This is a genomic window from Burkholderia sp. MSMB1835, from assembly GCF_001526365.1.
Classification (GTDB): domain Bacteria; phylum Pseudomonadota; class Gammaproteobacteria; order Burkholderiales; family Burkholderiaceae; genus Burkholderia.
Genome location: NZ_LOYP01000004.1, coordinates 188,505 through 213,279 on the forward strand (window position 1 = coordinate 188,505; position 24,775 = coordinate 213,279).

The following is a 24,775-nucleotide window of genomic DNA, read 5'->3' on the forward strand; positions in this document are numbered from 1 at the left end:
TTCACTCGGCACGACGATGCCGCCGCCGTGCGCGCGGCGGCCATACCGTCCCGCGAGACGATCCAGGAGACAAGCCGATGACCGCCGCCGCCCCGCAGTTGCACGCCGTCACGATGCGGCGCCTGAACCTGCGCCTGATTCCGTTCCTGATGCTGCTGTACCTCGTCGCGTATATCGACCGCTCGAACATCTCGGTCGCGGCGCTGCAAATGAACGCCGACCTCGGCCTCAGCGCCGAAATGTACGGGCTCGGCGCGGGATTGTTCTACGTGACCTACATCCTGTTCGAGGTGCCGAGCAACCTGTTCCTCGCGCGTGTCGGCGCGCGCCGCTGGATCGCTCGGATCATGATCACGTGGGGCCTCGTCGCGGCCGCGATGAGCGCTGTCCATACGCCGGGGCAACTCTACGCGATGCGCCTGCTGCTCGGCGCGGCCGAGGCGGGCTTCACGCCGGGCATCATCTACTACTTGTCGGCGTGGTATCCGCAGAGCGATCGTGCGCGCGCGATGTCGTTCTTCTATATCGGCGCGACGCTCGCTTCGGTGATCGGGTTGCCGTTGTCCGGCGCGCTGCTGAACCTGAACGGCATGCTCGGCGTCGAAGGCTGGCGCTGGCTGTTCCTGCTCGAAGGTGTGCCCGCGCTGCTGCTCGGCTTCGTCGTGCTGCGCCGCCTGCCCGACACGCCCGCGCACGCGCGTTGGCTGCCGGCCGACGAGCGCGCGTGGCTCGAAGCGACGCTGCGCGACAGCGCGCCGCGCGAGCACCTGTCGCACGGCGTCGCGCTGCGGCGCGCGTTCGGCGATGGCAAGGTATGGGCACTCGCCGCGTTCTGGCTGCTGCAGGCGTTCGGCACGATCGGCCTCACGCTGTTCCTGCCACTGCTCGTGAAGAGCCTGTCGGGGCAATCGAGCTTCGCGGTCGGCAGTCTGTCCGCGCTGCCGTTCCTGTTCGCGTGTGTCGCGATGTATCTGAACGGCCGGCATTCGGATCTCGGCGGCGAACGCGCGTTGCATCTCGGCGTGCCGATGCTGATGGCCGGCGCGTTGCTGGTCGCGGCGATCTATACACCGGTGCTGCCTGTCGCGTATGCGCTGCTGGTGCTCGCGGTCGGCTTCAACTGGGCCGCGACGCCCGTGTTCTGGGCCGTGACGACCGAGTATGTGTCGGGCCTCACGGCCGCCGCTTCGATCGCGCTGATCAACGCGGTCGCGAATATTGCCGGCCTCGCGCTGCCGCCCGTGATGGGGCGGATCAAGGACGTCACGCATTCGTACGACCTCGCGCTGCTGCTCGTCGCAGTCGCCTTGCTGGCGGGCGGCGTGCTCGCGCTGCGGATTGCGTCGCGACGTGCGATGCCGGTCGCGGCGGGGCGGGCGGGGTGAGCGTATGTGAACGCGTTACCCCGCTTCCGGATGAGGCGCTTCGCGGCGTTACCGATGTTCGTCGTTTTTGTTCGATGTCTCAAACGATTTACGCAACAAAGCCGACTCGATCAGCTCGAGTTGATATGTGTAACGCGACTGTACGACCTTCAGCACCATTGAGCCGACGGACATGCCGAAGACCAGCGCAATACCGAAGGCGATGGTGGTGTTCATGAAGTTGCCGGGAACGAGCCCGGTGACCATCGTGTTCTGCAACCAGGGTAATCCGCCCGCATCCTTTATATTTGCGATCGTCACGGCGAGTAAAGCATATACCGCCGTTCCCCCTCCGAAGACCGAGGCGACGCGAGTGTCGAGGCGTTTTACCTTGAGCTGAAGGCAGTGCCGAGCATACTCGAGAGCGCGGTCGTCATAGCTGATCAGTCGCTGCGCGTTCTTCTCGTCGATCTCCACCTCATGTGTGATGGTGTTCAAGGTCTCTTGTTTCCATCGAAACATCTGTACGATACCTGCGATGGGTTCGACGATGAGGGAAAGCAGGCTTAGAAGCATCGTCAGCACATAGAGTGCGAAGGCAGGGTAGCGCAACCACGCAACCGGCGCCAACTTGTACCAGAGCGCTAGCGACGCAAGCAACAGGAAGCAAACACCGCCTGACGCCAGCAGGAGCCATGCCAGTTTCTTGGTTCGCTCCATCGACAGGCCCTTCGCAGGTCGGTAGGGTTCGCAGGTCGAGAGAATTTTCAGTATTTCCGCGGTTTTGAACATCGTTTTCGGGTTGGCGTGGTGAGATCGGGATTGGCGAAGCCATCGGCTCTCTTGTCGCTTGTTGCTTTCGTCGCGATTACGTATCCGCGATTTCAGCATTCGTCGATAGATGCATGCATGTGCTGGCGCCGATATTCATTATCCGATCGAGGACTCATATTCCTCCACTCCGTTAGCATGTGACGAATCCGACTTTGGGCGCCGCGCGCGCGACGCTAAGATCGCCGATCCCGTAGATCGAGCGTTCCGCAACAATGAAAAAGTCCGCGTCGCCGTTGCATGCCTTTCGTTTCCGTGTCGTCTGCGCCGCGATTGCCGGCGCGGTGTCGCTCGCATCGTGCGGCGGCGTCGACGGCGATCCGCCGCCGCAGGCCAGCGCGACGCCGTCGGCCAAGCGCCCGAACATCCTGTACATCATGGCCGACGATCTCGGCTATTCCGACATCCATGCGTTCGGCGGCGAAATCGACACGCCGAACCTCGACGCGCTCGTCGCGTCCGGCCGCATCCTGTCGAACCACCACACGGGTACCGTCTGCGCGATCACGCGCGCGATGCTGGTGTCCGGCACGGATCACCATCTCGTCGGCGAAGGCACGATGGGCGTGCCGACCGACGAACGGCGCGGGCTGCCCGGCTACGAGGGCTATCTGAACGACCGCGCGCTGTCGTTCGCGCAACTGCTGAAGGACGCCGGCTATCACACGTATATCGCGGGCAAGTGGCACATCGGCTCGGGGATCGTCGGGAGTACGACGGGTAGTGGGCAGACACCCGACCAGTGGGGCTTCGAGCGCAGCTACGTGTTGCTCGGCGGCGCGGCGACGAACCACTTCGCGCACGAACCGGCCGGCTCGTCGAACTACGCGGAAGACGGCCGCTACGTGCAGCCCGGCCAGCCCGGGCAGCCGGGCGGCGCGGGCGGCAACCCGGCCGTGTTCTATTCGACCGATTTCTATACGCAGAAGCTGATCTCGTACATCGATGCGAACAAGCAGGACGGCAAGCCGTTCTTCGCCTACGCGGCCTACACGTCGCCGCACTGGCCGCTGCAGGTGCCCGATCCGTGGCTGCACAAGTACGCGGGCGTGTACGACGCCGGCTACGATGCGATCCGCAACGCGCGGATTGCCCGACAGAAGGCGCTCGGCCTGATTCCCGCCGATTTCAAACCGTTCGACGGGCTGCCGGAGACGACGGCCGCATCGCCCGCGACCGCGAACGACGGCAAGGCCGGCGCGAAGTACGTCAGCGCCGTGCATTCGGCCGCGGACGGCTACGTCGACTACGGCCCCGGCAAGGTCGACAAGCTGTGGTCGAGCCTGTCGCCGGCCGAGCGCCGGGCGCAGGCGCGCTACATGGAAATCTACGCGGGGATGGTCGAGAACCTCGACTACAACATCGGACGCCTGATCCAGCATCTGAAGGACATCGGCGAATACGACAACACGTTCGTCATGTTCCAGTCCGACAACGGCGCGGAAGGCTGGCCGATCGATTCCGGCGCCGACCCGACCGCGACCGATACCGCGAACGCGCAGGAGCCGACCTATTCGGCGCTCGGCACCGACAACGGCAAGCAGAATGCGCAGCGCCTGCAGTACGGGCTGCGCTGGGCCGAAGTGAGCGCGGCGCCGTTCCGGCTCACGAAGGGCTATTCGGGCGAAGGCGGCGTATCGACGCCGACGATCGTGCACCTGCCGGGCCAGTCGCAGCCGTTGCCGACGCTGCGCGCGTTCACGCACGTGACCGACAACACGGCGACGTTCCTCGCGGTTGCGGGCGTCACGCCGCCGTCGCAGCCGGCGCCGCCGCTCGTCAACACGCTGACGGGCGTCGACCAGAACAAGGGCAAGGTCGTCTACAACAACCGCTACGTGTATCCGGTCACGGGCCAGTCGCTGCTGCCGGTGCTCACGGGCTCGGCGACGGGCGAAGTGCACACGACGCCGTTCGGCGACGAAGCGTATGGCCGCGCGTACCTGCGCAGCGCCGACGGCCGCTGGAAGGCGCTGTGGACCGAGCCGCCGCTCGGGCCGCTCGACGGTCACTGGCAGCTGTACGACCTCGCGTCGGATCGCGGCGAGACGACCGACGTGTCCGCGCAGAACCCGTCGGTGATCGGCGCGCTCGTCGACCAGTGGAAGGCCTACATGAGCAACGTCGGCGGCGTCGAGCCGCTGCGGCCGCGCGGCTACTACTGAGCGCGGGGGCGACACGATGCGGTTCCGCTTCTGGACGATCGGCGCGACGCTGGCTGCCACGCTGTTCGCCGCCGCGTTCGCGGCAGGCTATGCGGACCCGGCGGCGTCGGCCGGCGGCGCATTCGACGACCTGAATCGCGGCCGCGCGCTCGCGCCGCTCGGTTCGGAGCGCGAGTGCGAACGCTATTCGGGCTTGCCGTCGAAGTGGCGCGACGATCCGAAGGCCGGGATGGTGCATCTGCGCGGCGGCGCGTTCGTGTTCGGCAGCACGCGCGGCTATGCGGACGAGCGTCCGGTCGGCGACGGCCGCACGCGCGTCGGCGGCTTCTGGATCGACCAGACCGACGTGACGATCGCGCAGTTCGCGGCATTCGTGCAGGCGACCGGCTACGTGACCGAGGCCGAGCAGCAGGGCGGCGCGGCGGTGTTCCATGTGCCGACGCGCGACGAGATGAACGCGCGCGATCTCGCGTGGTGGTCGTGGGTGAAGGGCGCGTCGTGGCGGCATCCGCGCGGGCCCGGCAGCGACGTGGCGGGGCTCGGCAACCTGCCGGTGACGCTCGTCACGCAGCGCGATGCGCTCGCGTATGCGCACTGGCTCGGCCGCGACTTGCCGACCGAAGCCGAATGGGAATTCGCGGGCAAGGCCGGCCGCGACGACGCATCGCTCGATGCGGCGCCGCGCGACGCGCAGGGCAAGCCGACCGCGAACTACTGGCAGGGCGCGTTTCCGGTGCTCGATTCGGCGGAGGACGGCCACGCGGGGTTGGCCCCCGTCGGCTGCTATGCGGCGAACGGCTTTCGTCTTTACGACATGATCGGCAACGCATGGGAATGGACGAAGGATGCGTACACGGGCTCGCATCAATCCCACACGAACGGCGACACGGCGGCCGTCGCCCCGCCGACGCGCCGGCACGATACGCCGATGGTCATCAAGGGCGGCTCGTTCCTGTGCTCGCGCGATTACTGCGTGCGCTATCGCGCATCGTCGCGCGAACGGCAGGAAGCCGATCTCGGCGCGTCGCATATCGGCTTTCGCACGATCCTGAGGGACGCGTCATGACGGCGGGCATCGGGCGTTTCGTTTCCGCATGGATGTTGATCGCGTGCGCGGCGATGCAGCAGGGCGCGGCGCTGGCTGCCGAAGCCGCGTGGCCGGCCGTGCGCGTCGGCGTGACGCGCGGCGTGCATGCGCAGATTCTCGACGAAGTGAAGCGGGTGGCCGCCGCGCGGGGGCTGCGCGTCGACGTCGTCGAATTCGACGATGCATCGCGCATCGATACGGCGCTGGCCGACGGGCGAATCGACGCGGCCAGCTTCGAGGATGCGCAACAGCTTGGCGAGACCCGCGCACGCAAGCGTATCGCGCTGACCGAAGTCGCGCCGACCGTCACGTTGCCGATGGCGTTCTATTCACGCAAGCTGACGAGCCTGAACGCATTGCAACCCGGCTCGACGGTCGCGCTTCCCGCAGATCCGCGCGGGATGGCGCGCGCGCTCGTGCTGCTCCAGAACGACACGCTGGTGACGCTGCGCGAGAAGGCCGGCCTGCATGCGACGCTGCGCGACGTGACGAGCAACCGGCTCGGGCTGAAATTCGTCGCGCTGCGCCGCGACCGGCTTTACGCGGCGCTCGACACGGCCGCGTTCGTCGCGATCGACAGCGACGACGCGGCCCGCGCCGGGCTGCAGCCCGCGCGCGACAGCATCAGCCTCGAGGACGCCCGCTCGCCGTATGCGAACGTGCTCACGGTGCGTGACGCCGATCGCGCGAAGCCGTGGGTCGCGCAGCTCGTCGCCGCGTACCACTCGGACGACGTCGCGCACTTCATCCTCACGCGCTACCAGGACTCGGTGCGGCGGCCGTGGTAGCCGGTTACCTGCTCGCGTGCAACGCGTGCGGACGCTGCTGCAACAGCGCGCCGACGCTGTCGTTGCGCGAACTGTTCCGGCATCGGCACCGCTTCGTCGGCGCCTTGACGATCCGCCGCGTGCCGAAACGGCGGATCGGCGAACGCTGGCAAGCGGGCGGCCGCGAGCATGCGCTCGATGCGGACGACGTCGCGGCGGCCGATGCGCTGGCGGACCGGCTGTTCCATCGAGGCCGCGTGCAGGGCGAATGGCTCGCGCTGACGCTGCAAGGCTACGACTATCCGTCGCTGGGCCGTTGCGCGGCGCTGGCTGACGACGGCCGCTGCGGCGTGCACGCGAACAAGCCATCGATCTGCCGCGCGGTACCGCTCGATCCGATGCTGCCCGACCGGTTGCAGGCCCGCGTGCTCGCGGCGCGACGCGGCGAAGCGGCGTGGCTGGGCGCGAACTGCATCGTCGACGCCGCGAGCGTGCGGTCTGCCGACGAATCGGCGTTCCCGATTCCGCTGGTGACGGCCGGGCAGGTCGCGGACCGTGCGGCGCTCGACGCGCATCGCGATGCGCTCGTGTTCGAGCGCGCGGTGTGGCGCGACGCCGTGTTCGCGTCGCTGGCCGACGGCGGACCGGGCGTGAGCGATGCGCTGTCGCGGCTGGCGCCCGGCGGCTACCTGACCGTGTCGATCGTGCCGGCCCTGCTGGCCGTCGCTCCGGTATCCGCGCATTGCCGCGCGCTGTGCATCGACTTCATCGACGCCCAACTGACCTTGATCGGCGCGAACATCGAAGCGGCGCTCGCGCGTCGACATGCGGCCGACCGGCCCGCGACGCACGAATTGCGCGGCTTCGCGCAGGCGCTGGAACGGGCGCGACGGGCGCTCGCGGCGACGCCGGCATCCGCCGCCGCCGCGCGCTTCGATGCGTCACGCATCGAAGCGTGGCTCGACGATCGCGTCGACGCCGCTGCGCTCGCCACCTGACGATCGCGGCACGCCGCGCGTGCCTTACACTTGGCGCTCTTTCAATCGTTACAGAGCGAGCGGGCATGTACGCGTCGACTTTCATTTTTCGCGCCGGCCAGTACGACGACGAATTCCACCGGCTCGACCGGCAGATCGCCGACATGGCGCGCGCGACGCCCGGCTATCTCGGCGAGGAGACGTGGGAGAACGCGCAAGCCGGCTTGATCCAGAACGTCTACTACTGGGAATCCGAGGCGGCGCTGCGGCAGTTGATGCAGCATCCTGCCCATCTCGAGGCCAAGGCGAAGCAGGCGCGCTGGCTGGACGGGTATCGTGTCGTGATTTCGCAGGTGCTTCGCGAGTATGGCGACGGCAAGCTGACGCCGCCGCATGCGGCGCCATCCGCGTAAGGGCTGCCGGTCAGGCGGCCGCCCCGGCTTTTCCCGGCGCGCCAGGCTTGCCCGCCGCGCGCTCCCAGATCGGGAAGGTCGCGTTCTGGATCGACGTCTGCGCATCGATGACCTTGCGGTGATCGATGCCGGGCAGGTCGAGCAGCCGGTCGACGGCCGCCTTCGCGCCCTCGGCATCCTGCGGAAAGCCGCACGCGAATTGCTTGTTCGTATCGAACAGGATCCACCAGACGTCCGACACGAACGGCCCATGATCGCTGGTTTCGATCAGGATCGCGCCGAGGTCGGACAGCGCGATGCCGCGCGTCGTGCCGGTCTGGTCGGTCGACGCGATGCGCGTCTCGGTTGCGGTCACGGTCCAGCCGCTTTGCCGGGCAGCCGGTCGGGGCGACGACGGCGCAGCCGTCGGTCCGGCCGGGCTGCCGGCGGCGGCGTTTGTCCCGGCGTCCGGGCCTGCGCCGGTCGGCACGCCTCCACCCGCGGTGCCGGCCGCAAGGCTCGGCGCACCGCCATCCTGCGGCGCGCGCCCGTCGATCCACGGCAACGCGGCGGCGCTCGCCATCGCCGCCATCCATAAGTAGTACCCGGCCCCGAACGTGCGGATCGTTTCGTAGTTCGCGTCGGTCGGGATCGTATGCCATCCGGCCGCAAAGACCACGACCACGGCCAGCAGCGCCGACGCGGTACGGCTCGGCCTGAGCAGCGCGACGACGAGCAGCGGGTTGCCGAGCCACGCGAATTGCAGGTCGAGGATCGCGAGCCCGCCGAGCGCGAGCACCGTGTAGCCGTGCCACCAGCTCACCGCGCCGGCCGCATTCGGCGGTTCGGCCGCGACGGGCAGCAGCAGCGACGCGGCATACAGCGCGACGATCACGACGCGCGCGAGGTTCAGGCGGGGCGAAGCGGAGCGAATCTGCATGTTGCCTTCCTGTCGTGCACGGTCATGCGAGGCGGCGAATGCCGGGTGGCCCGGCCTTCATTCACGATGCGCGGCGCCGACGTGGCGGCGCGTCGAACGCGATTGTGGGCGATTCGCGCGGCGATGTCGAACGCGCGTCGTCCACCGCTGCACGGTCAAAGCGCTTCGACCAGCAACCGCGTGCTCTTCTCGCAATACTCGTGACACGCCGCGCGCGCGGCGATCGACGCACCGTGCACGAACCGCGGCGCGTCCGCCCGCCGCGACATCGACACGACGATCGACGGCGGCGACGGCTGCAGCGGCAGCTCGACGACTTCGCCGCTCGCGATCAGCGCATCGACGAACAGCACCGGGATCGCGGCGACGCCGAAGCCGTCGCGCACCAGTTGCACGATCACCGAGATCGACGGCGAGCCGGTGATGCGCGTCTCCGACAGCGGCACACCGTGCGCATGCGCGAGCGTGCGGACGATGTCTTCCAGCGCACGATGGGGCGCGGTGCCGCGCCCGTAGGTGAGGATCGGCTGGCGCAGCACCTGCCGCGCGAGGCCCGTGCGCAGGTTCGGCAGCAGCCCCGCGCGCGCGATCCAGCGCACCGGGTAGTTCGCGAGCGCGTCGCACACGACCGACGCCTCGTCGCTGCCTTCCACGCGGATGATCAGGTCGAGCTCGCCGGCCATCAGCCGGCGTTGCAGCACGACGCTGACGTCGACGGTCAGATCGATCTCGAGCTGCGGATAGTCGGCCGCGAGCCGCCGCATGTAGTGCGGCAGCCAGCTGTGCACGACCGTCTCGATCACGCCGAGCCGCAGCTTGCCGCGCAGCGCGCGCTCGCCGGACGCGGCGGCCTGCAGTTCCTGCGTCGCCTCCACCACGGCTTTCGCATAGCCGAGCAGGTATTCGCCGTTCGGCGTGAGCCGGAACGCACGGCTGTCGCGATCGACGAGTACCGTGTGCAGTTCGTCCTCGAGCGCTTTCAGGCGCTGCGAGATCGCGGCCGGCGTCGCATGCAGCGCGGCCGCGGTCGTGCGGAAGTTGCGCAGCTTCGCGAGCGTGACGAAGGTTTCGAGAAAACGGGTGTTCATGGCGGTCGGGCGAGCAGTGGATGCGCAGCTTGCCGGCGACGAAAAATGAACGGGACCGGGGAAAACCCGCGGATCCGTTAAGAAATTCTATACAACGGACGCAAAAAAAACTCGTTGGCGACAAATTTTTTTCTTTTCTATTCTTCGCCGTATCCGATGACACGCCACCGTCATCGCCCCGTCATCCCGATTCTGCGACCGACCATCATGACGCCTTCCGAATTCCGCCAGTCCGTGCGCCGCGGCGCGTTCCGCGGCCCGACCGCCGGCCATTGCGGCCCGTTTGCCCAGGCGAACCTGGCGATCCTGCCCGACGCGTACGCGCACGATTTCCTGCGCTTCTGCCAGGCCAACCCGAAGGCCTGCCCGCTGCTGGGCGTCGGCGAACCGGGCGCGTTCCGGCTCGACGCGCTCGGCGAGGATCTCGACATCCGCACCGACGTGCCGAGCTACAACGTCTACCGCGACGGCCGCCTGACCGAGCAGGTCGAATCGCTGGAAGCGCTGTGGCGCGACGATTTCGTCGTATTTGCGATCGGCTGCTCGTTTTCGTTCGAGGACATGCTCGCCCGCGAAGGGATCGGGCTGCGCCACGTCGAGGAAGGGCGCAACGTGCCGATGTACCGCACGTCGATCGCGAACCGCCGCGCGGGCATCTTCGGCGGCCAGCTGGTCGTGTCGATGCGGCCGCTGCGCGGCGCCGACGCGATCCGCGCGGTGCAGATCACGAGCCGGTTCCCGGGCGTGCATGGCGCGCCGATCCATATCGGCCATCCGCGGGAACTGGGCATCGAGGATTTGAACGCGCCCGAATTCGGCGACGCGGTGACGATCCGCGACGGCGAACTGCCGGTGTTCTGGGCGTGCGGCGTGACGCCGCAAACCGCGCTGATGGACGCGAAGCTGCCGATCGCGATCGCGCATACGCCCGGCCACATGCTGATGACCGACATCACGAACGCGTCGCTGGCCGTGTTCTGACCGGCCGCACACCCGTTACGCCACGTACCCGCGACACACCACACGCCATTCGACGGCGCATCACGACAGGAGCATCACCATGGAAAGCAAGACCCTCGCGGCGCCCGCCGCCGAGCCCGCGAGCCGCGAGCGCAGCGGCCTGTTCTCGTGGTACGCGGATGCGCAGCCGCGCGAACGCCGCGCGTTCTGGAGCTGCAAGGTCGGCTACATGCTCGACGGAATGGACACGCAGATGCTGTCGTTCGTGATCCCGACGCTCGTCGCGACCTGGGGCATCTCGCTCGCCGACGCGGGCTTCATCGGCACGATCACGCTGCTCGCGTCGGCGCTCGGCGGCTGGATCGCCGGCATCCTGTCCGACCGGATCGGCCGCGTGCGCACGCTGCAGCTCACGGTGCTGTGGTTCGCGGTGTTCACCGCGCTGTGCGGGCTCGCGCAGAACTACCCGCAACTGGTCGCGGCACGCGCGCTGATGGGCTTCGGCTTCGGCGGCGAATGGACGGCCGGTGCGGTGCTGATCGGCGAAGTGATCCGCGCGCGCGATCGCGGCAAGGCGGTCGGCCTCGTGCAGTCGGGCTGGGCGATCGGCTGGGGGCTGTCGGCGCTGCTGTATGCGCTGCTGTTCTCGGTGCTGCCGGCCGAGCAGGCATGGCGCGCGCTGTTCCTCGTCGGCCTGGCGCCGGCGCTGCTGGTGGTCGTGATCCGTCGCTACGTGAAGGAGCCGGACGTCTACGAGAAGGAGAAGGCCACGCAGGCGAAGGGCGCCGACGCGCCGCGCCTCACGGAAATCTTCGCGCCGAAGCTGTTGTCGACGACGCTGCGCGCGGCACTGCTGACGACCGGCGCGCAGGGCGGCTACTACGCGATCACGACGTGGCTGCCGACGTTCCTGAAGACGGAGCGGCACCTGACCGTGATGGGCACCGGCGGCTATCTCGCGACGATCATCATCGGCTCGTGGGTCGGCTACCTGACGAGCGCCTATCTGACCGACCGCCTCGGCCGCAAGCCGAACTTCATCCTGTTCGCGCTCGGCTCGATGGTGATCGCGTTCGCCTATACGTCGCCGGTGCTGCAGCTCACGAACGCGTCGATGCTGTGGCTCGGCTTCCCGCTCGGCTTCTTCGCATCGGGCATCTTCTCCGGCATGGGCGCGTTCCTGACCGAGCTGTTCCCGACCCGCGTGCGCGGCTCGGGGCAGGGCTTCTGCTACAACGTGGGCCGTGCAGTCGGCGCGTTGTTCCCGTTCCTGATCGGCGCGCTGTCGAAGCACTACGGGCTCGGCGCGAGCATCGGCATCTTCGCGGTCGCCGCCTACGGCGTGTTGATCGTCGCCGCGCTGACGCTGCCTGAAACGCGCGGCCGCGAGCTCGACGCCGCATAAGCTGGGCGGCAGCCCACCTGCCGCGCGACTTCCCCCTGTTCATCGAAGCCTTCACGCGGCGCGCGACGCGCGCCGTGCGGCGGCGCTCGTCCTTCGAATCAACGACGCATCGAGTTCATCGCCATGACTGACCGACACACTTTCCCCGTTTCCTCCGACGCCGCGCGCTGGCAATTCTGGATCGACCGCGGCGGCACGTTCACCGACATCGTCGCGCGCCGGCCCGACGGCACGCTCGTCACGCACAAGCTGCTGTCGGAGAACCCCGAGCAATACCGCGACGCGGCCGTCGCCGGCATTCGTCATCTGCTCGGCCTCGCCGACGGCGAGCCGATCACGCCCGAACGCGTCGACATGGTGAAGATGGGCACGACGGTCGCGACCAACGCGCTGCTCGAACGCAAGGGCGAACGCACCGCGCTCGCGACGACCCGCGGCTTTCGCGACGTGCTGCGCATCGCCTATCAGAACCGGCCGCGCCTGTTCGATCTCGACATCGTGCTGCCCGACGCGCTGTACGAGACCGTCGTCGAAATCGACGAGCGGATCGGCGCGCACGGCGACGTCGTCGTGCCGCTCGACCTGCACGGCGCCGAAACCGCGCTGCGCCGCGTGTTCGACTCCGGCGTGCAGGCGCTGGCGATCGTGCTGATCCACGGCTATCGCTACACCGCGCACGAACGCGCGCTGGCCGAACTCGCGCGCCTGATCGGCTTCACGCAGGTGTCGGTGTCGCACGAGGTGTCGCCGCTGATGAAGATGGTGTCGCGCGGCGACACGACCGTCGTCGACGCGTACCTGTCGCCGATCCTGCGCCGTTACGTCGAGCAGGTCGCGCACGAGATGCCCGGCGTGAACCTGCAGTTCATGCAGAGCAGCGGCGGCCTGACGCGCGCCGACGCGTTCCAGGGCAAGGACGCGATCCTGTCCGGCCCGGCCGGGGGCATCGTCGGGATGGTGCGCGCCGCGCGCGCGGCCGGCTTCGAGCGCGTGATCGGCTTCGACATGGGCGGCACGTCGACCGACGTGTCGCACTACAACGGCGAATTCGAGCGCGTGTTCGAGACGCAGGTGGCCGGCGTGCGGATGCGCGCGCCGATGATGAGCATCCATACGGTCGCCGCGGGCGGCGGTTCGGTGCTCGGCTTCGACGGCGCGCGACTGCGTGTCGGGCCCGAATCGGCCGGTGCGAACCCGGGGCCGGCCGCGTACCGGCGCGGCGGCCCGCTGACGGTGACCGACTGCAACGTGATGCTCGGCAAGATCCAGCCCGCTCATTTCCCGCGCGTGTTCGGCCCGCACGCGGACGAGCCGCTCGATCGCGACGGCGTGGTCGCGAAATTCAAAGCGCTCGCCGACGAGATCCACGCGGCGACCGGACGGCGCGACACGCCCGAGGCGCTCGCCGAAGGGTTTCTGGAAATCGCGATCGGCAGCATGGCGAACGCGATCAAGAAGATCTCGGTGCAGCGCGGCCACGACGTGTCGCGCTACGTGCTGACGACCTTCGGCGGCGCGGGCGGCCAGCACGCGTGCGGCGTGGCCGACGCGCTCGGGATGACGCAGGTGTTCGCGCATCCGCTCGCGGGCGTGCTGTCCGCCTACGGGATGGGCCTGGCCGACCAGACCGCGATGCGCGAGCGCGCGGTGGAAGCCGTGCTGTCCGACGCGTCGCTGCCCGCGCTGAACGCGACGCTCGACCGGCTGGCCGACGACGCGATCGGCGCGCTGCTCGAGCAGGGCGTGCCGCCGGAGCGCATCGCGACCGAGCGGCGCGTGCACCTGCGCTACCAGGGCACCGATTCCGCGCTCGACGTGCCGGCCGGCAGCGTCGCCGCAATGCAACAGGCATTCGAAGCCGCGTACCGGCAGCGCTATGCGTTCCTGATGCCCGGCACGCCGCTGGTCGCCGAACTCGCGTCGGTCGAGGCGATCGGCCGCTCCGACGCGCCGGTCGAGGTCGCGCCGCTCGCGCCGCGCGACGCGGAGGCGGGGCCGCACGCGCACAGCGCGGTGCGCTTCTACTCGGGCGGCCAGTGGCACGACGCGGCACTGTACGTGCGCGACACGCTGCTCGCCGGCGACACGATCGACGGCCCGGCAATCGTCGCGGAGAAGAACGGCACGACCGTCGTCGAGCCAGGCTGGCGTGCCGGAATGACCGCGCAGGGCAACCTGATCTTGACGCGCACGACGCCGCTGCCGACGCGCCGCTCGCTCGGCACCGACGCCGATCCGGTGCGGCTCGAGATCTTCAACAACCTGTTCATGTCGATCGCCGAGCAGATGGGGCTGCGGCTGCAGAACACCGCGTACTCGGTCAACATCAAGGAGCGGCTCGACTTCTCGTGCGCGATCTTCGACGGCGACGGCAACCTGATCGCGAACGCGCCGCACATGCCCGTGCACCTCGGCTCGATGGGCGAAAGCATCCGCACGGTGATCGAGCGCAACCGCGGCCGCATGCGCGACGGCGACGTGTTCATGCTGAACGATCCGTACCACGGCGGCACGCACCTGCCGGACGTGACGGTCATCACGCCGGTGTTCGCGGACGGCTCGGACGCGCCGCTGTTCTACGTCGGCTCGCGCGGCCACCACGCGGACATCGGCGGCACGACGCCGGGCTCGATGCCGCCCGACTCGACGCACATCGACGAAGAGGGCGTGCTGATCGACAACTGGCAGCTCGTGTCGGCCGGCGTGCTGCGCGACGCCGAGACGCGCGCGCTGCTGGCGTCGGGCCGCTACCCGGCGCGCAACGTCGAGCAGAACATGGCCGACCTGCGGGCACAGGTGGCCGCGAACCAGAAGGGCGTCGACGAATTGCGCCGGATGGTCGCGCAGTTCGGCCGCGACGTCGTGCTCGCATTCATGGGGCACGTGCAGGACAACGCGGAAGAAGCCGTGCGGCGCGTGATCGGCGCGCTGCAGGACGGCGCATACCGCTACCCGCTCGACAACGGCGCGGAGATTCGCGTCGCGATTCGCGTCGACCGCGCGGCGCGGTGCGCGGAGATCGACTTCACCGGCACGTCCGCGCAGCTCGACAACAACTTCAACGCGCCGAAGGCCGTCTGCATGGCGGCGGTGCTGTACGTGTTCCGCACGCTGGTCGGCGACGACATCCCGCTGAACGCCGGCTGCCTGAAGCCGCTGACCGTGATCGTGCCGGCCCGCTCGATGCTGAATCCCGAATACCCGGCGGCCGTCGTGTCGGGCAACGTCGAGACGTCGTCGGCGATCACCAACGCGTTGTACGGCGCGCTCGGCTGCGTCGCGTCGAGCCAGGGAACGATGAATAACTTCACATTCGGCAACGATCGGTACCAGTACTACGAGACGATCGCGGGCGGCAGCGGCGCGGGCGACGGCTTCGCGGGCGTCGCCGCGGTGCAGACGCACATGACGAACTCGCGGCTCACCGATCCGGAGGTGCTCGAATGGCGCTATCCGGTGCGGCTCGATTCGCACCGGATCCGCGCCGGCTCGGGCGGCGCCGGGCGCTGGCGCGGCGGCGACGGCGCGGTGCGGCGGATCCGCTTCCTCGAGCCGATGACCGCGTCGATCCTGTCGAACAACCGGATTCACGCGCCGTTCGGCGCGGCGGGCGGCGAAGCCGGCGCGCTCGGCCGCAACACGATCGAGCGGGCGGACGGCACGGTCGAGGCGCTCGACCATATCGGCCGCGCGCAAATGGCGCCGGGCGACGTGTTCGTCGTCGAAACGCCGGGCGGCGGCGGCTACGGCGCGCCGGACTGAGCGACGCACCCGGCGCGGGCACCCCCGCGCCGGGTGCGCGGGCGGGGGAAGCCTATTGCAAAGAACTGTGGAATAAAGCGGCGCATTCACGCGCGAGCGGAATCAAAAAATGGCGGAAACGCGGATCGCGGCATGCGATTCGACCCCTGCCGCCACGGTCTCGCCAAAGATCTGGCCCCGTCACCACGGATCGGCCTCAAACGCCCGTCCGGCGCGGGTTCCGGCCCGGCAACCCGCTCTCGATGCGCGGCGCGTCGTCTGCCCGTTCTCGAGTGGCCGAGCATGAAAAATCCGGCTTGCCAATCGAGTGCCGGTTCCTTGACACTTTTCTCTAAATGTGAGTGCCAATCTTCATCGTCATTTGATAAGATGGCTCTCATCATTCGTAAGGCAGAACCTGCGCGCATCACGCGCGAACGCCGGCCGCATCAGCTGCAAACAAGTACGGGACGAGGCCCGCTGTCACGGCGATCACGGCTGCCTTGCCGGGCACGCGCACTGCGCGGCTCGGGAAGGCGGTCGGCCCACTCGCCTCCGTCTACACTGTGCGTTTTTTTTGGATCGGGGCGTGTCCATGGATGACGAAAACGATAGCGCGGTGCTCGAGGCGCATGTCGGTACGCGCAGCCCCTGCTGGCGTCTCGGCAGCGACAGCAACGCGCTCGAACTGGCCGCGGTCCGCGGCCTGACCAACGTCGCGATCGCGCTGACGGTCGAACAGGCCGCGCGCATCCGCGCGCTGACCGGCGTCACGTCGCACCTGGTGCTGGACATCGTGCTGTTCGGCAATCCGGTCAGCCTCCATCTCGTCGGCAGGAAGGTCAATACGGTCGACTGGGCCGGCACGGCGTCCGCCTATTCCGATACCGAGTCCGTCGCCGGCGATCTGTCGCACGGGCTCGCGTTCGCCGAGCAGGTCGTGTCCGAAGTGAATTCGCTCGTCGTGATCCTCGACCGCAACGGGATGGTGCAGCGCTTCAACCGCCTGTGCGAGGAAGTGACGGGCAAGCGCGAGGTCGACGTGATCGGCCGCAGCGCGTTCGAGCTGTTCATGAGCCCCGAGCAGGGCGCGCAGTCGCGCAGCAACATCACGGGCTTCTTCGCGAGCAACCAGTCGTTCGCGGTCGAGCGCTACATCAACACGGTCAACGGGCCGCGCCTGTTCCAGTTCCGCAACAAGTTCGTGCAGAGCGGCAGCGGCGTCGACGAACAGTTCCTGATCTGCTCGGGCATCGACATCACCGAGGAGCGCAACGCGCAGCAGCGGCTCTCCGAGCTCGCGAACACCGACGTGCTCACCGGGCTGCCGAACCGCCATGCGATCAGCGAGCGCATCCGGACGGCGATCGCCGAGGAGAGCGAGCTGACGCGCGGCCAGGTCGGCATCCTGTTTCTCGATCTCGACAACTTCAAGCGCGTCAACGATCACTACGGGCACATCACCGGCGACCGCCTGTTGCAGGACGTGTCGGCGATCATCAGCGGCTGCCTGCCGTCCGGCGCGACGCTCGCGCGGCTCGGCGGCGACGAATTCCTCGTGCTGTTCGAACACGGCACGCGCCCGCTGCTCGAAGCGACCGCGCAGATCATTCTCGAGCGGCTGCGCACGCCGATCCATCTCGGGCTGATGGAGGTCTACACGAGCTGCTCGATCGGCATCGCGATGTACCCGCAGCACGGCGATTCGCTCGAGACGCTGATCCGCAGCGCCGACACCGCGATGTACGTCGCGAAGGAAGCGGGCAAGCATACGTACCGCGTGTTCTCGCTGGAGATGAACCAGAAGGTCGCGAAGTACATGTGGCTCGACACGAACCTGCGCAAGGCGCTCGAGGAAGAGCAGTTCGTGCTCCACTACCAGCCGGTCGTCGATATCGCGACGGGCGACGTGCACGGCGTCGAGGCGCTGATCCGCTGGCAGTCGCCCGATCGCGGGCTCGTCGCGCCGGTCGAGTTCATCCGTTTCGCGGAAGAGTCGGGGCTGATCGCGCCGCTCGGGCGCTGGGTGATGCGCACCGCGGCCGCGCAGGCCGCCGCATGGAAGGCGAAGGGGCTTGGCGTGCGGATCGCGGTGAACGTGTCCGCGCGGCAGTTGCAGGACATGAACATCGTCCACCAGTTCGCGTCGATTCTCGACGCCGCGGGGCTGAAGCCGGGCCTGCTCGACATCGAGCTGACCGAAAGCTGCTTCATCGAGGACGAGGAGGCGGCCATCGGGCTGATGCGGCAGTTCCGCCAACTGGGCGCGGAGATCCATCTCGACGATTTCGGCACCGGCTATTCGTCGCTGTCGCAGTTGTCGCGCCTGCCGCTCGACGTGATCAAGCTCGACCGCACCTTCATCACGGCCATCGACCGCAATCCGCGCTCGCAGGCGCTGGTGCGCTCGGTCGTGTCGCTCGCGAAGGCGCTGAATTTCGCGGTGGTCGCCGAAGGCGTCGAAACCCATGCGGAAGCCGAATTCCTCAAGCAGCTCGACGTCGATCACGCGCAGGGCTACTACTACGCGCGGCCGATGCCGGCGCAGGCGTTCGAAGCGTGGCTCGCGGAGACGAGAAAGCTCAGGCTGATCGCCTGAGCGTCGTTCCGGAAACGGGCGCCGCCGGCCGTCGGCGGCGCCCGTCGCATTACACCGTGCGCAGTTTCGACACGCGCCGGTTCTGCAGCATCACCAGGCGTTCCATGTACGCGAGGTCCTTCGGCTCGATCGTGAACGCCGCATGCACCCATGCTTCCGTGATGTCCATCAGCTCCGAGCGCGACAACTGGAACACGCGTTCGCGGGCGCGCAGCATCGCACGGATGCCGTTCAGCTTGGGCTTCGTCACGTCGATGAAGGTGCGCGTCGCGAGGTACGCGTCACCGGCGTCGAACGTCTCGTCGATCAGGCCGCGATCCTCGTACCACTCGGCCGCGTGCGCTTCGCCGGTCGCGATCAACGATTCCGCGAGGCCGCGGTCCGCCTTGCGCGCGACCAGCGAATAGCCGCCCATGCCCGGGAACAGGTTGAACGCGATCTCCGGGAAGCCGAGTTTCACGCCCTTCTGCGCGAGCACGTAGTGATGCGCGAGCGCGGCCTCGAAGCCGCCGCCGAGCGCGCTGCCCTCGACCATCGCGATCGAGATCGCGCCGGTACCGAAGCCCGTGTAGATCTCGTACACGCCGTCGATGCACGAGCGCGCGTAGGCCATCAGCTGGTCGCGCCGGCCGCTGCGGATCGCGTCGACGAAGAAGCTCAGGTCGCCGCCGACGTTGAACAGCTCGGGGACGAGCGAGCCCGTCACCCAGAAGTCGAACTTGAGGCCCGAGTCGCGGGCGACGCGCGCGAGATGAATGATGTCGGTGACGAGTTGTTGGTTGAAGCACGGCCGCGGCTCCGATCGGAGCATCATCCACATGACGTTACGGCCTTCTTCGTAGAAGGCGGTCAGTTGCGAGAGTTCACCGGCTTCGTAAAACGGGCGGCATGCCGGATGGGATTGGAGTTGCATGGTATGTCCTCGTGAGATGTGGTTTTAAAGACCGCCGCGCCAGGCGCGAGGCATCGCCATTGTTGCGCGCGCACAAATGTCGAATTGCGGGGAAAAACGCACGACCGGGACGCCGATGCGAATCGCGTTCGGGCGGGGTGACGGACGGGGTGAGGTCGATCGGAACGCGGCGGCCGGCGGGCCGGGCGGGGGCGAGGGGCTGCCGGCGCGGGCCGGCAGCCGGTCCGGCGCGCGGTTGACGGCGCCGTTCGCTTGCATGCCGAAAGCGCCGCCCCGGCCGCCGGGGGGCGGCAGCCCGGACAGTTGGGCGGCCGGCTACCGGGTCGTATCCGGCCGTCCGGACGACCGGAAAAGTTTTGCTAAGATGCGCGGCGCATTGCCGCAATCAATCGAACTAAAAATCTTTTCCGAGAGACTCCCATGACCAACGCAGTCCCGCTGTTCACCCGGTTCACGCGCGCCGGCCGCTACGCATTGCCGGCCGCCGCGCTGCTGTCGCTTTCCACGCTCGCCGGCGCCGCCGGCGACGTGCCCGGCTCGAAGGACCATCCGCTGATTTCGCGTTTTGCCGGCGCGACGATCAACGCGTATTCGCAGACCGCGTTCGACGAGGCATTCCTGCCGAACCAGCCGATCGACGACGAGAGAACCGCGAAGGGGTTGAACCTGGAAGGCAAGGTCACGCGTATCGGCTATACGATCGGCGCGGACAAGTCGACGCTCGAAATCGAGCGCAACTACCTCGATGCGCTGCAAAAGGGCGGCTTCCAGATCCTGTTTCGCTGCACGGCGGAGCAGTGCGGCAAGAGCGGCGGCGGCGAATTCCAGAGCGTCGTGATCAATTCCGGGCGGATGCGCAAGGCGGGCGGCGGCGAAGCGAACTTCGGCGGCAAGCACCGGACGATCCTCGCGAAGCTGCCGCGCGCAGCCGGCGATGCCTACGTGTTCGTGCACGTGATGGACGATTCGGCGTCGAACAAGCGCACGGTGGTCTACGAGGAAGTGGTCGAGGTGAAGCCGATGCAGGCGGGGCAAGTGAAGGTGATCGATTCCGGCGCGCTGCAAAAGGGGCTGGCCGCGACCGGCAAGGTCGCGCTGTACGGCATCTACTTCGATACCGACAAGGCGCAGGTCAAGCCCGAGTCGAAGGCGCAGCTCGACGAGATGGCGAAGCTGTTGTCGGCGAATCCGGCGCTGAAGGTCTACATCGTCGGGCATACCGACAACCAGGGGCAGCTCGCGCACAACGTCGACTTGTCGCAGAAGCGCGCGGAGGCCGTCACGCAGGCGCTCGCGACGACGTACCGGATCGCGCCGGCACGGCTGGCCGCCAAGGGTGTCGCATCGCTGTCGCCGGTCGCCTCCAATGCCGACGACGCGGGCCGCGCGCAGAACCGTCGTGTCGAACTCGTGCAGCAGTAATTCCCGACGCCAGCCGGATGCCCGTGCGGCCGCGCGGGCATCGCCCAATCGAACATCGACATCATGAAACTGCTGACTGCCGCCATGCTCGCCGGCTTCGCCGCCTCGTCGTTCGCGCAGACCGTATCGCCCGGCGTCTGGCATGACGACACGGCCTACACGCTGAACGGCAAGCCGCTGCCGCAGGGCAAGGACCCGATGCCGGACCAGTGCCTGACCGACGCGGATGCGAAGGACCTGCGCAAGACGATGACGGCGCGCCTGCAGCGCGACGACATCCGCTGCACGATCACGCACTGGGATTACGCGGGCACGACACTGAAGGTTGCGCTTTCCTGCGCGAACGAACAGGGGCGTGGCAACGGCACCGTGACGGGCGCCGTCACGCCGACGAGCTATGACCTGAAGGGGCAATTGCGCGGGCAGCACGTGCAGGCCGGTGCGTACACGCTCGCGTGGACGTGGCGCGGCAAGCGCGTCGGCGACTGCAAGTAACGAATCGACGCGGGCGGGCGCCGCGCGGCACGTGCGCGTCGTCGCGGAAGTGCCCCACGGCTACGGTCGTGCGGCGGCCGCACGCTTGAGGCCTCGCACCGCAACATGCGGGTGCCGCAGCGCAGCGCCGCGACGCCGGCCGTCGCGGCTTGCCGCGTCGCGCGCCGGCCTTGCGCGCCGCGGCTTGACGCTCGCCGGTACGTCACCCACACTGGGCCGCACGACGGCGCCGCGGCGGGTACGCGGGTGGCTTGTCATCCGCGCGTCATGCGGTACGACTTCCGCCCTCGCGCGACGCCGACACCCGGCAACGAACGCGCGGAGAGCTTCGACGTGGTGCGGTTTCCTTCCCGATGGTCCGGCTGCCTGTTCGCGTGCGCGGTGGCGCTCGGCGCGGGTACGGCCGCGGCCGAGGCGCGCGACACCGGCGACTCGCACGACGCGGGCGATACGGCGCCCGTCACGCTCGTCAGCGACGTCCACGAATTCGTGATCCAGCACGACGGTTCGCTCGACGAGCACGACGATTCGACGCTGCGCGCGAACGACGCGAACGGCATCGACGCGGTCGCGCAGCGCTACGTCTGGTTCGACAAGAATCTCGAGAAGGTCGAGCTGCTCGCGGCCGAGACGATCGACCGCGACGGCGTCGCGCATCCGGTCGGCGCGGACGGCATCCGCGACGTGCAGGAGCCGCGCTCGGCCGGCGCGCCGACGTTCCAGGACGGGCTGCTGCGCACCGTCGTGTTTCCCGGCGTCGAAGCCGGGTCGAGCACGCGCGTCGCGTTCCGCAAGACCCGCACGAAGCCGGTCAATCGCGGCTACTTCGGCTACTACGTCGAGCCGTCGCGCGAGCCGGTCGACCGCCAGCGGCTGATCTTCGACGTGCCGGCCGACATGCCGCTGTATGCGGATGCGCGCGGCTACGTCGCGCTGCCGCCGGTCACGGCGAACGGCCGCACGCGTTACGAATTCGACTACCGGCACGGCACGTACGATCGCATCGAGCGCGGCGCGGTCGGGTACCCGACCTACGGCGACCGGCTCGTCGTGTCGACGCTGCCCGACTACGCGGCGTTCGCCGCGCGCTACCGTGACGCAGCGGTCGACCCGAGCGCGAACGATCCGGCCGTCGTGCAACTGGCGCGAGCGCTCACGGCCGATGCCGCCGATCCGCGCGACAAGGCGCGCCTGCTGTACGACTGGGTGCAGGCGAACGTGCGCTACGTCGGGTTGTTTCTCGGCGAAACGGCCGCCGCGCCGCATCGCGTGACCGACATCCTGCGCAACCGCTACGGCGACTGCAAGGATCATGTCGCGCTGTTCGGCGCGTTGCTGGCGGCGGTCGGCATTCGCAGCGAACCGGTGTTGATCAATCTCGGCGCCGTGTACACGCTGCCGTCGGTGCCCGGCTACGGCGGCGGCGCGATCAATCACGCGATCACGTGGCTGCCCGATCTCGGGCGCTACGCGGATACGACGACGGCCGGCATCGCGTTCGGCTACCTGCCGCCGATCGTGATGGATCGCCCCGCGCTGCTGGTCGATACGGGCGTGCTGTCGCACACGCCGGCCACGCAGCCGCGCGCGCGCACCGCGCGCATCGCGATCGATGCCGCGCAGCCCGGCGCCGCGCGTTTTCAAGCGTATGTCGAGGACGACGGTTGGACGGCCGAACTCGAACGCAACCTGTTTCGCCGCGCGTCGCGCGACCGCATCGCGCAACTCGCGAACGAGCGCCTGGCGCAAAGCGGCCTGCGCGGCCGCGTGCAACTGTCGACCGGCGACCGGCGCGCGACCGACGGGCCGTTCGACGTGACCGTGACCGGCACGCTCGATCATTTCGTATGGCCGGACGGCACGACCGCGTTGCCCGCGCTGTCGAGCCTGACGGGCGGCATCGCAACGCAGGTCGAGACCTGGCTCGCCGAGCCCGTGCGCACGCAGCCGTGGGGCTGCCTCGGCGGCACGTTCGACGAGACGGGCCAGATCGCGTTGCCGGCGGGCGTCGCCGTGACCGACCTGCCGGCCGATGCGGCCGTGCACGACCGTTTCGTCGACTTCACGTCGCATTACGTGTTCGATGCGGCCGCGCGGGTCGTGCAGGTCACGCGGCGGATGAAGGCGGATTTCGGCCGGCAGGTGTGCACGCCGGACGAGTTCGCCGCGCTGCGCGCGTCGCTCGAGCGCATCGAGCGCGACACGCAGGCGCAGATCGTCGTGCGGGCGAAGCAGCGTTGAGCGGCGCGGGCACGGCGTTCGCTCCGGACGGGCGAACGACGCAATCGCCGACGCGCAGGAGGGACATCATGACGGAGCGGGACCGCGAGATCGCCGAGCTCGCGAAGGAATTGCTGGGGCGGATCGTGCAGGGTACGGTCGCGGCCGGCGCGGCAGTCGATGCGCAGCAGTGCGCGGCGCTCGCCGTGCAGTGCGCGACGGCGCTGATCGACCGGCTCGACGCGCTGAAGTGACGCCCGGCGGGCCGCCGCCCACGCCCGCGCCGGCGCTGCGCGTCGGGCGTCACGCTTCGGCGTGCACGTCGCCGTCCGCACGCACGGCGCCCGGCGGCTTGCCGACCACGCGCTTGAACGCACGGCTGAACGCGGCGAGCGAACCGTAGCCGAGCCGGTACGCGACGGCTTCGATCGCCTCGCGGTCGCGCGCGATCCACTGCGCGGCGAGCCGCATCCGCAGCTCGGTCAGGTAACGCACGGGCGTCATCCCGGTTGCCGCGAGGAAGCGCTCGGCGAACACCGAGCGCGACACGCCGGCTTCGGTCGCGAGTTCCGCGACGCTCCAGTTGCGGCCCGGGTCGCGATGCAGCGCGACGATCGCGCGGCCGAGCTTCGGCTCGCGCAGCGCCTGCACCCAGCCCGTCGCGTCGCCGCATCCGCACTCGACCCAGCCGCGCACGATGAACGCCGCGACCACGTCCGCGAGCCGCGCGAGGATGCCCGCGAAGCCCGCGCGCGCGGTGCACGCTTCGCGCTCCATCGCATCGAGCATCGGGCGGATCTCCGGGTAGCGCGCGAGCAGCGTGCCCACGTGCATGAACTTCGGCATCGTGCCGACGAGCGGCTGCATGCCGCCGAGGTCGAGCTCCATGCACGCGCTGAAGATCAGCGCGTCGCCGGCGCCGGGCTCCGTCGTCGCGCAGGTCGCGGGCGAGACGCCGGCCGACGCCACCGACGCGACCGTATCGCAGATCTTCGCGATCTCGAAGCCGTTGATCTCGCGGCACGGCACATCCGGATCGGACACCAGCGCGTGCATGCCGCCGTGCGGCAACAGGATCGCGTCGCCGGCCTCGAGCCGCATCGTGTCGCCCGACGCGTCGCGCAGCAGCACGGGCCCACGCACGACGAAATGGAACTGCGCGCGGCCCGGCGCATGCCCGAAGTTCAGCCCGAACGGCCGCGCGACCTGGATGCGGCGGTACTGGACGCCGCTCAGGCGCATCCCGAGCAGCAGCTCGCTGACGAGGTCGTGCACGTCGGGAATCGGGGGCAGAAGGGGCTCGGACATATCGAGATACGGACGTTCGATCAACAAGAACGGATTGTATGTCATAGACCGTCCTGCTGCCGTTCCTTACGATACGCCCTCATCAGTACTTTCCCTAACCG

At 68.7% G+C, this 24,775-nt stretch carries 19 protein-coding genes; 14 read left to right on the forward strand and 5 right to left on the reverse strand.

Annotated features, from left to right (window positions below):
• Positions 1–77 precede the first annotated feature (77 nt).
• On the forward strand, positions 78–1,385 hold the full coding sequence (locus WS96_RS02585; RefSeq protein ID WP_059830408.1) for an MFS transporter: 1,308 nt from the start codon (positions 78–80) through the stop codon (positions 1,383–1,385).
• 48 nt (positions 1,386–1,433) lie between these two features.
• On the opposite strand, the gene WS96_RS02590 is transcribed toward WS96_RS02585, so the two are convergent.
• Positions 1,434–2,156 carry a hypothetical protein gene (locus WS96_RS02590; protein WP_059830410.1) on the reverse strand — a complete coding sequence of 241 codons (723 nt, stop codon included), beginning with the start codon at positions 2,154–2,156 and terminating at the stop codon, positions 1,434–1,436.
• Between the two features lie 254 nt (positions 2,157–2,410).
• Between WS96_RS02590 and WS96_RS02595 the strand changes: the two genes are divergently transcribed.
• From WS96_RS02595 to WS96_RS02615, 5 genes are all read left to right on the forward strand, one after another.
• Complete coding sequence (locus tag WS96_RS02595; RefSeq protein ID WP_059830411.1) at positions 2,411–4,360, forward strand: arylsulfatase; 1,950 nt, start codon at positions 2,411–2,413, stop codon at positions 4,358–4,360.
• A gap of 16 nt (positions 4,361–4,376) precedes the next feature.
• Positions 4,377–5,426: a formylglycine-generating enzyme family protein gene (locus WS96_RS02600; RefSeq protein ID WP_059830413.1), complete on the forward strand. Its 1,050-nt coding sequence runs from the start codon at positions 4,377–4,379 to the stop codon at positions 5,424–5,426.
• On the forward strand, positions 5,423–6,235 hold the full coding sequence (locus WS96_RS02605; RefSeq protein WP_059830415.1) for a MetQ/NlpA family lipoprotein: 813 nt from the start codon (positions 5,423–5,425) through the stop codon (positions 6,233–6,235). Before WS96_RS02600 ends, WS96_RS02605 begins: the two co-directional genes overlap by 4 nt.
• Positions 6,229–7,212, forward strand: a complete 984-nt coding sequence (locus tag WS96_RS02610; RefSeq protein ID WP_059830416.1) for a YkgJ family cysteine cluster protein — start codon at positions 6,229–6,231, stop codon at positions 7,210–7,212. Before WS96_RS02605 ends, WS96_RS02610 begins: the two co-directional genes overlap by 7 nt.
• A 65-nt stretch (positions 7,213–7,277) precedes the next feature.
• Entirely contained in the window at positions 7,278–7,604 is a 327-nt protein-coding gene (locus WS96_RS02615) for an antibiotic biosynthesis monooxygenase family protein (RefSeq protein ID WP_059830418.1), read from the forward strand.
• A gap of 10 nt (positions 7,605–7,614) precedes the next feature.
• On the opposite strand, the gene WS96_RS02620 is transcribed toward WS96_RS02615, so the two are convergent.
• Positions 7,615–8,523 (reverse strand): hypothetical protein, encoded by a 909-nt coding sequence (locus tag WS96_RS02620; protein WP_059830420.1) that lies wholly within the window; start codon positions 8,521–8,523, stop codon positions 7,615–7,617.
• Between the two features lie 155 nt (positions 8,524–8,678).
• Entirely contained in the window at positions 8,679–9,611 is a 933-nt protein-coding gene (locus tag WS96_RS02625) for a LysR family transcriptional regulator (protein WP_034205491.1), read from the reverse strand.
• 207 nt (positions 9,612–9,818) lie between these two features.
• On the opposite strand from WS96_RS02625, the gene WS96_RS02630 reads away from it, so the two are divergent.
• The 4 genes from WS96_RS02630 (at position 9,819) to pdeR (ending at position 18,316) form a co-directional block, all read left to right on the forward strand.
• A complete protein-coding gene (locus WS96_RS02630; RefSeq protein ID WP_059828016.1) occupies positions 9,819–10,592 on the forward strand; it encodes a putative hydro-lyase in 774 nt (257 codons plus the stop codon).
• Positions 10,593–10,671: 79 nt separating this feature from the next.
• Positions 10,672–11,976, forward strand: a complete 1,305-nt coding sequence (locus tag WS96_RS02635) for an MFS transporter (RefSeq protein ID WP_059830421.1) — start codon at positions 10,672–10,674, stop codon at positions 11,974–11,976.
• A 123-nt stretch (positions 11,977–12,099) separates the two neighbouring features.
• The gene (locus WS96_RS02640; protein WP_059830423.1) at positions 12,100–15,738 is read left to right on the forward strand and encodes a hydantoinase B/oxoprolinase family protein; all 3,639 of its coding nucleotides are present in this window, start codon (positions 12,100–12,102) and stop codon (positions 15,736–15,738) included.
• Between the two features lie 574 nt (positions 15,739–16,312).
• Positions 16,313–18,316, forward strand: a complete 2,004-nt coding sequence (gene pdeR, locus WS96_RS02645; protein ID WP_059830425.1) for a cyclic di-GMP phosphodiesterase — start codon at positions 16,313–16,315, stop codon at positions 18,314–18,316.
• Between the two features lie 49 nt (positions 18,317–18,365).
• Here pdeR and WS96_RS02650 read toward each other — a convergent pair whose 3' ends face one another.
• The gene (locus tag WS96_RS02650) at positions 18,366–19,229 is read right to left on the reverse strand and encodes a crotonase/enoyl-CoA hydratase family protein (RefSeq protein ID WP_059830426.1); all 864 of its coding nucleotides are present in this window, start codon (positions 19,227–19,229) and stop codon (positions 18,366–18,368) included.
• 420 nt (positions 19,230–19,649) lie between these two features.
• On the opposite strand from WS96_RS02650, the gene WS96_RS02655 reads away from it, so the two are divergent.
• The 4 genes from WS96_RS02655 to WS96_RS33975 all read left to right on the forward strand — a co-directional run bounded on the left by WS96_RS02655 (position 19,650) and on the right by WS96_RS33975 (position 23,620).
• Positions 19,650–20,651, forward strand: a complete 1,002-nt coding sequence (locus WS96_RS02655) for an OmpA family protein (protein WP_059830427.1) — start codon at positions 19,650–19,652, stop codon at positions 20,649–20,651.
• Positions 20,652–20,714: 63 nt separating this feature from the next.
• Positions 20,715–21,146 (forward strand): DUF3617 domain-containing protein, encoded by a 432-nt coding sequence (locus WS96_RS02660; RefSeq protein ID WP_059830428.1) that lies wholly within the window; start codon positions 20,715–20,717, stop codon positions 21,144–21,146.
• A gap of 333 nt (positions 21,147–21,479) precedes the next feature.
• Positions 21,480–23,387 carry a DUF3857 and transglutaminase domain-containing protein gene (locus WS96_RS02665; RefSeq protein WP_059830628.1) on the forward strand — a complete coding sequence of 636 codons (1,908 nt, stop codon included), beginning with the start codon at positions 21,480–21,482 and terminating at the stop codon, positions 23,385–23,387.
• A gap of 68 nt (positions 23,388–23,455) precedes the next feature.
• Positions 23,456–23,620 (forward strand): hypothetical protein, encoded by a 165-nt coding sequence (locus tag WS96_RS33975; protein ID WP_179949908.1) that lies wholly within the window; start codon positions 23,456–23,458, stop codon positions 23,618–23,620.
• A 49-nt stretch (positions 23,621–23,669) separates the two neighbouring features.
• Here the strand turns inward: WS96_RS33975 and WS96_RS02670 are convergent, their stop codons facing one another.
• Positions 23,670–24,719 (reverse strand): AraC family transcriptional regulator, encoded by a 1,050-nt coding sequence (locus WS96_RS02670; protein ID WP_059830429.1) that lies wholly within the window; start codon positions 24,717–24,719, stop codon positions 23,670–23,672.
• Positions 24,720–24,775: the final 56 nt, after the last annotated feature.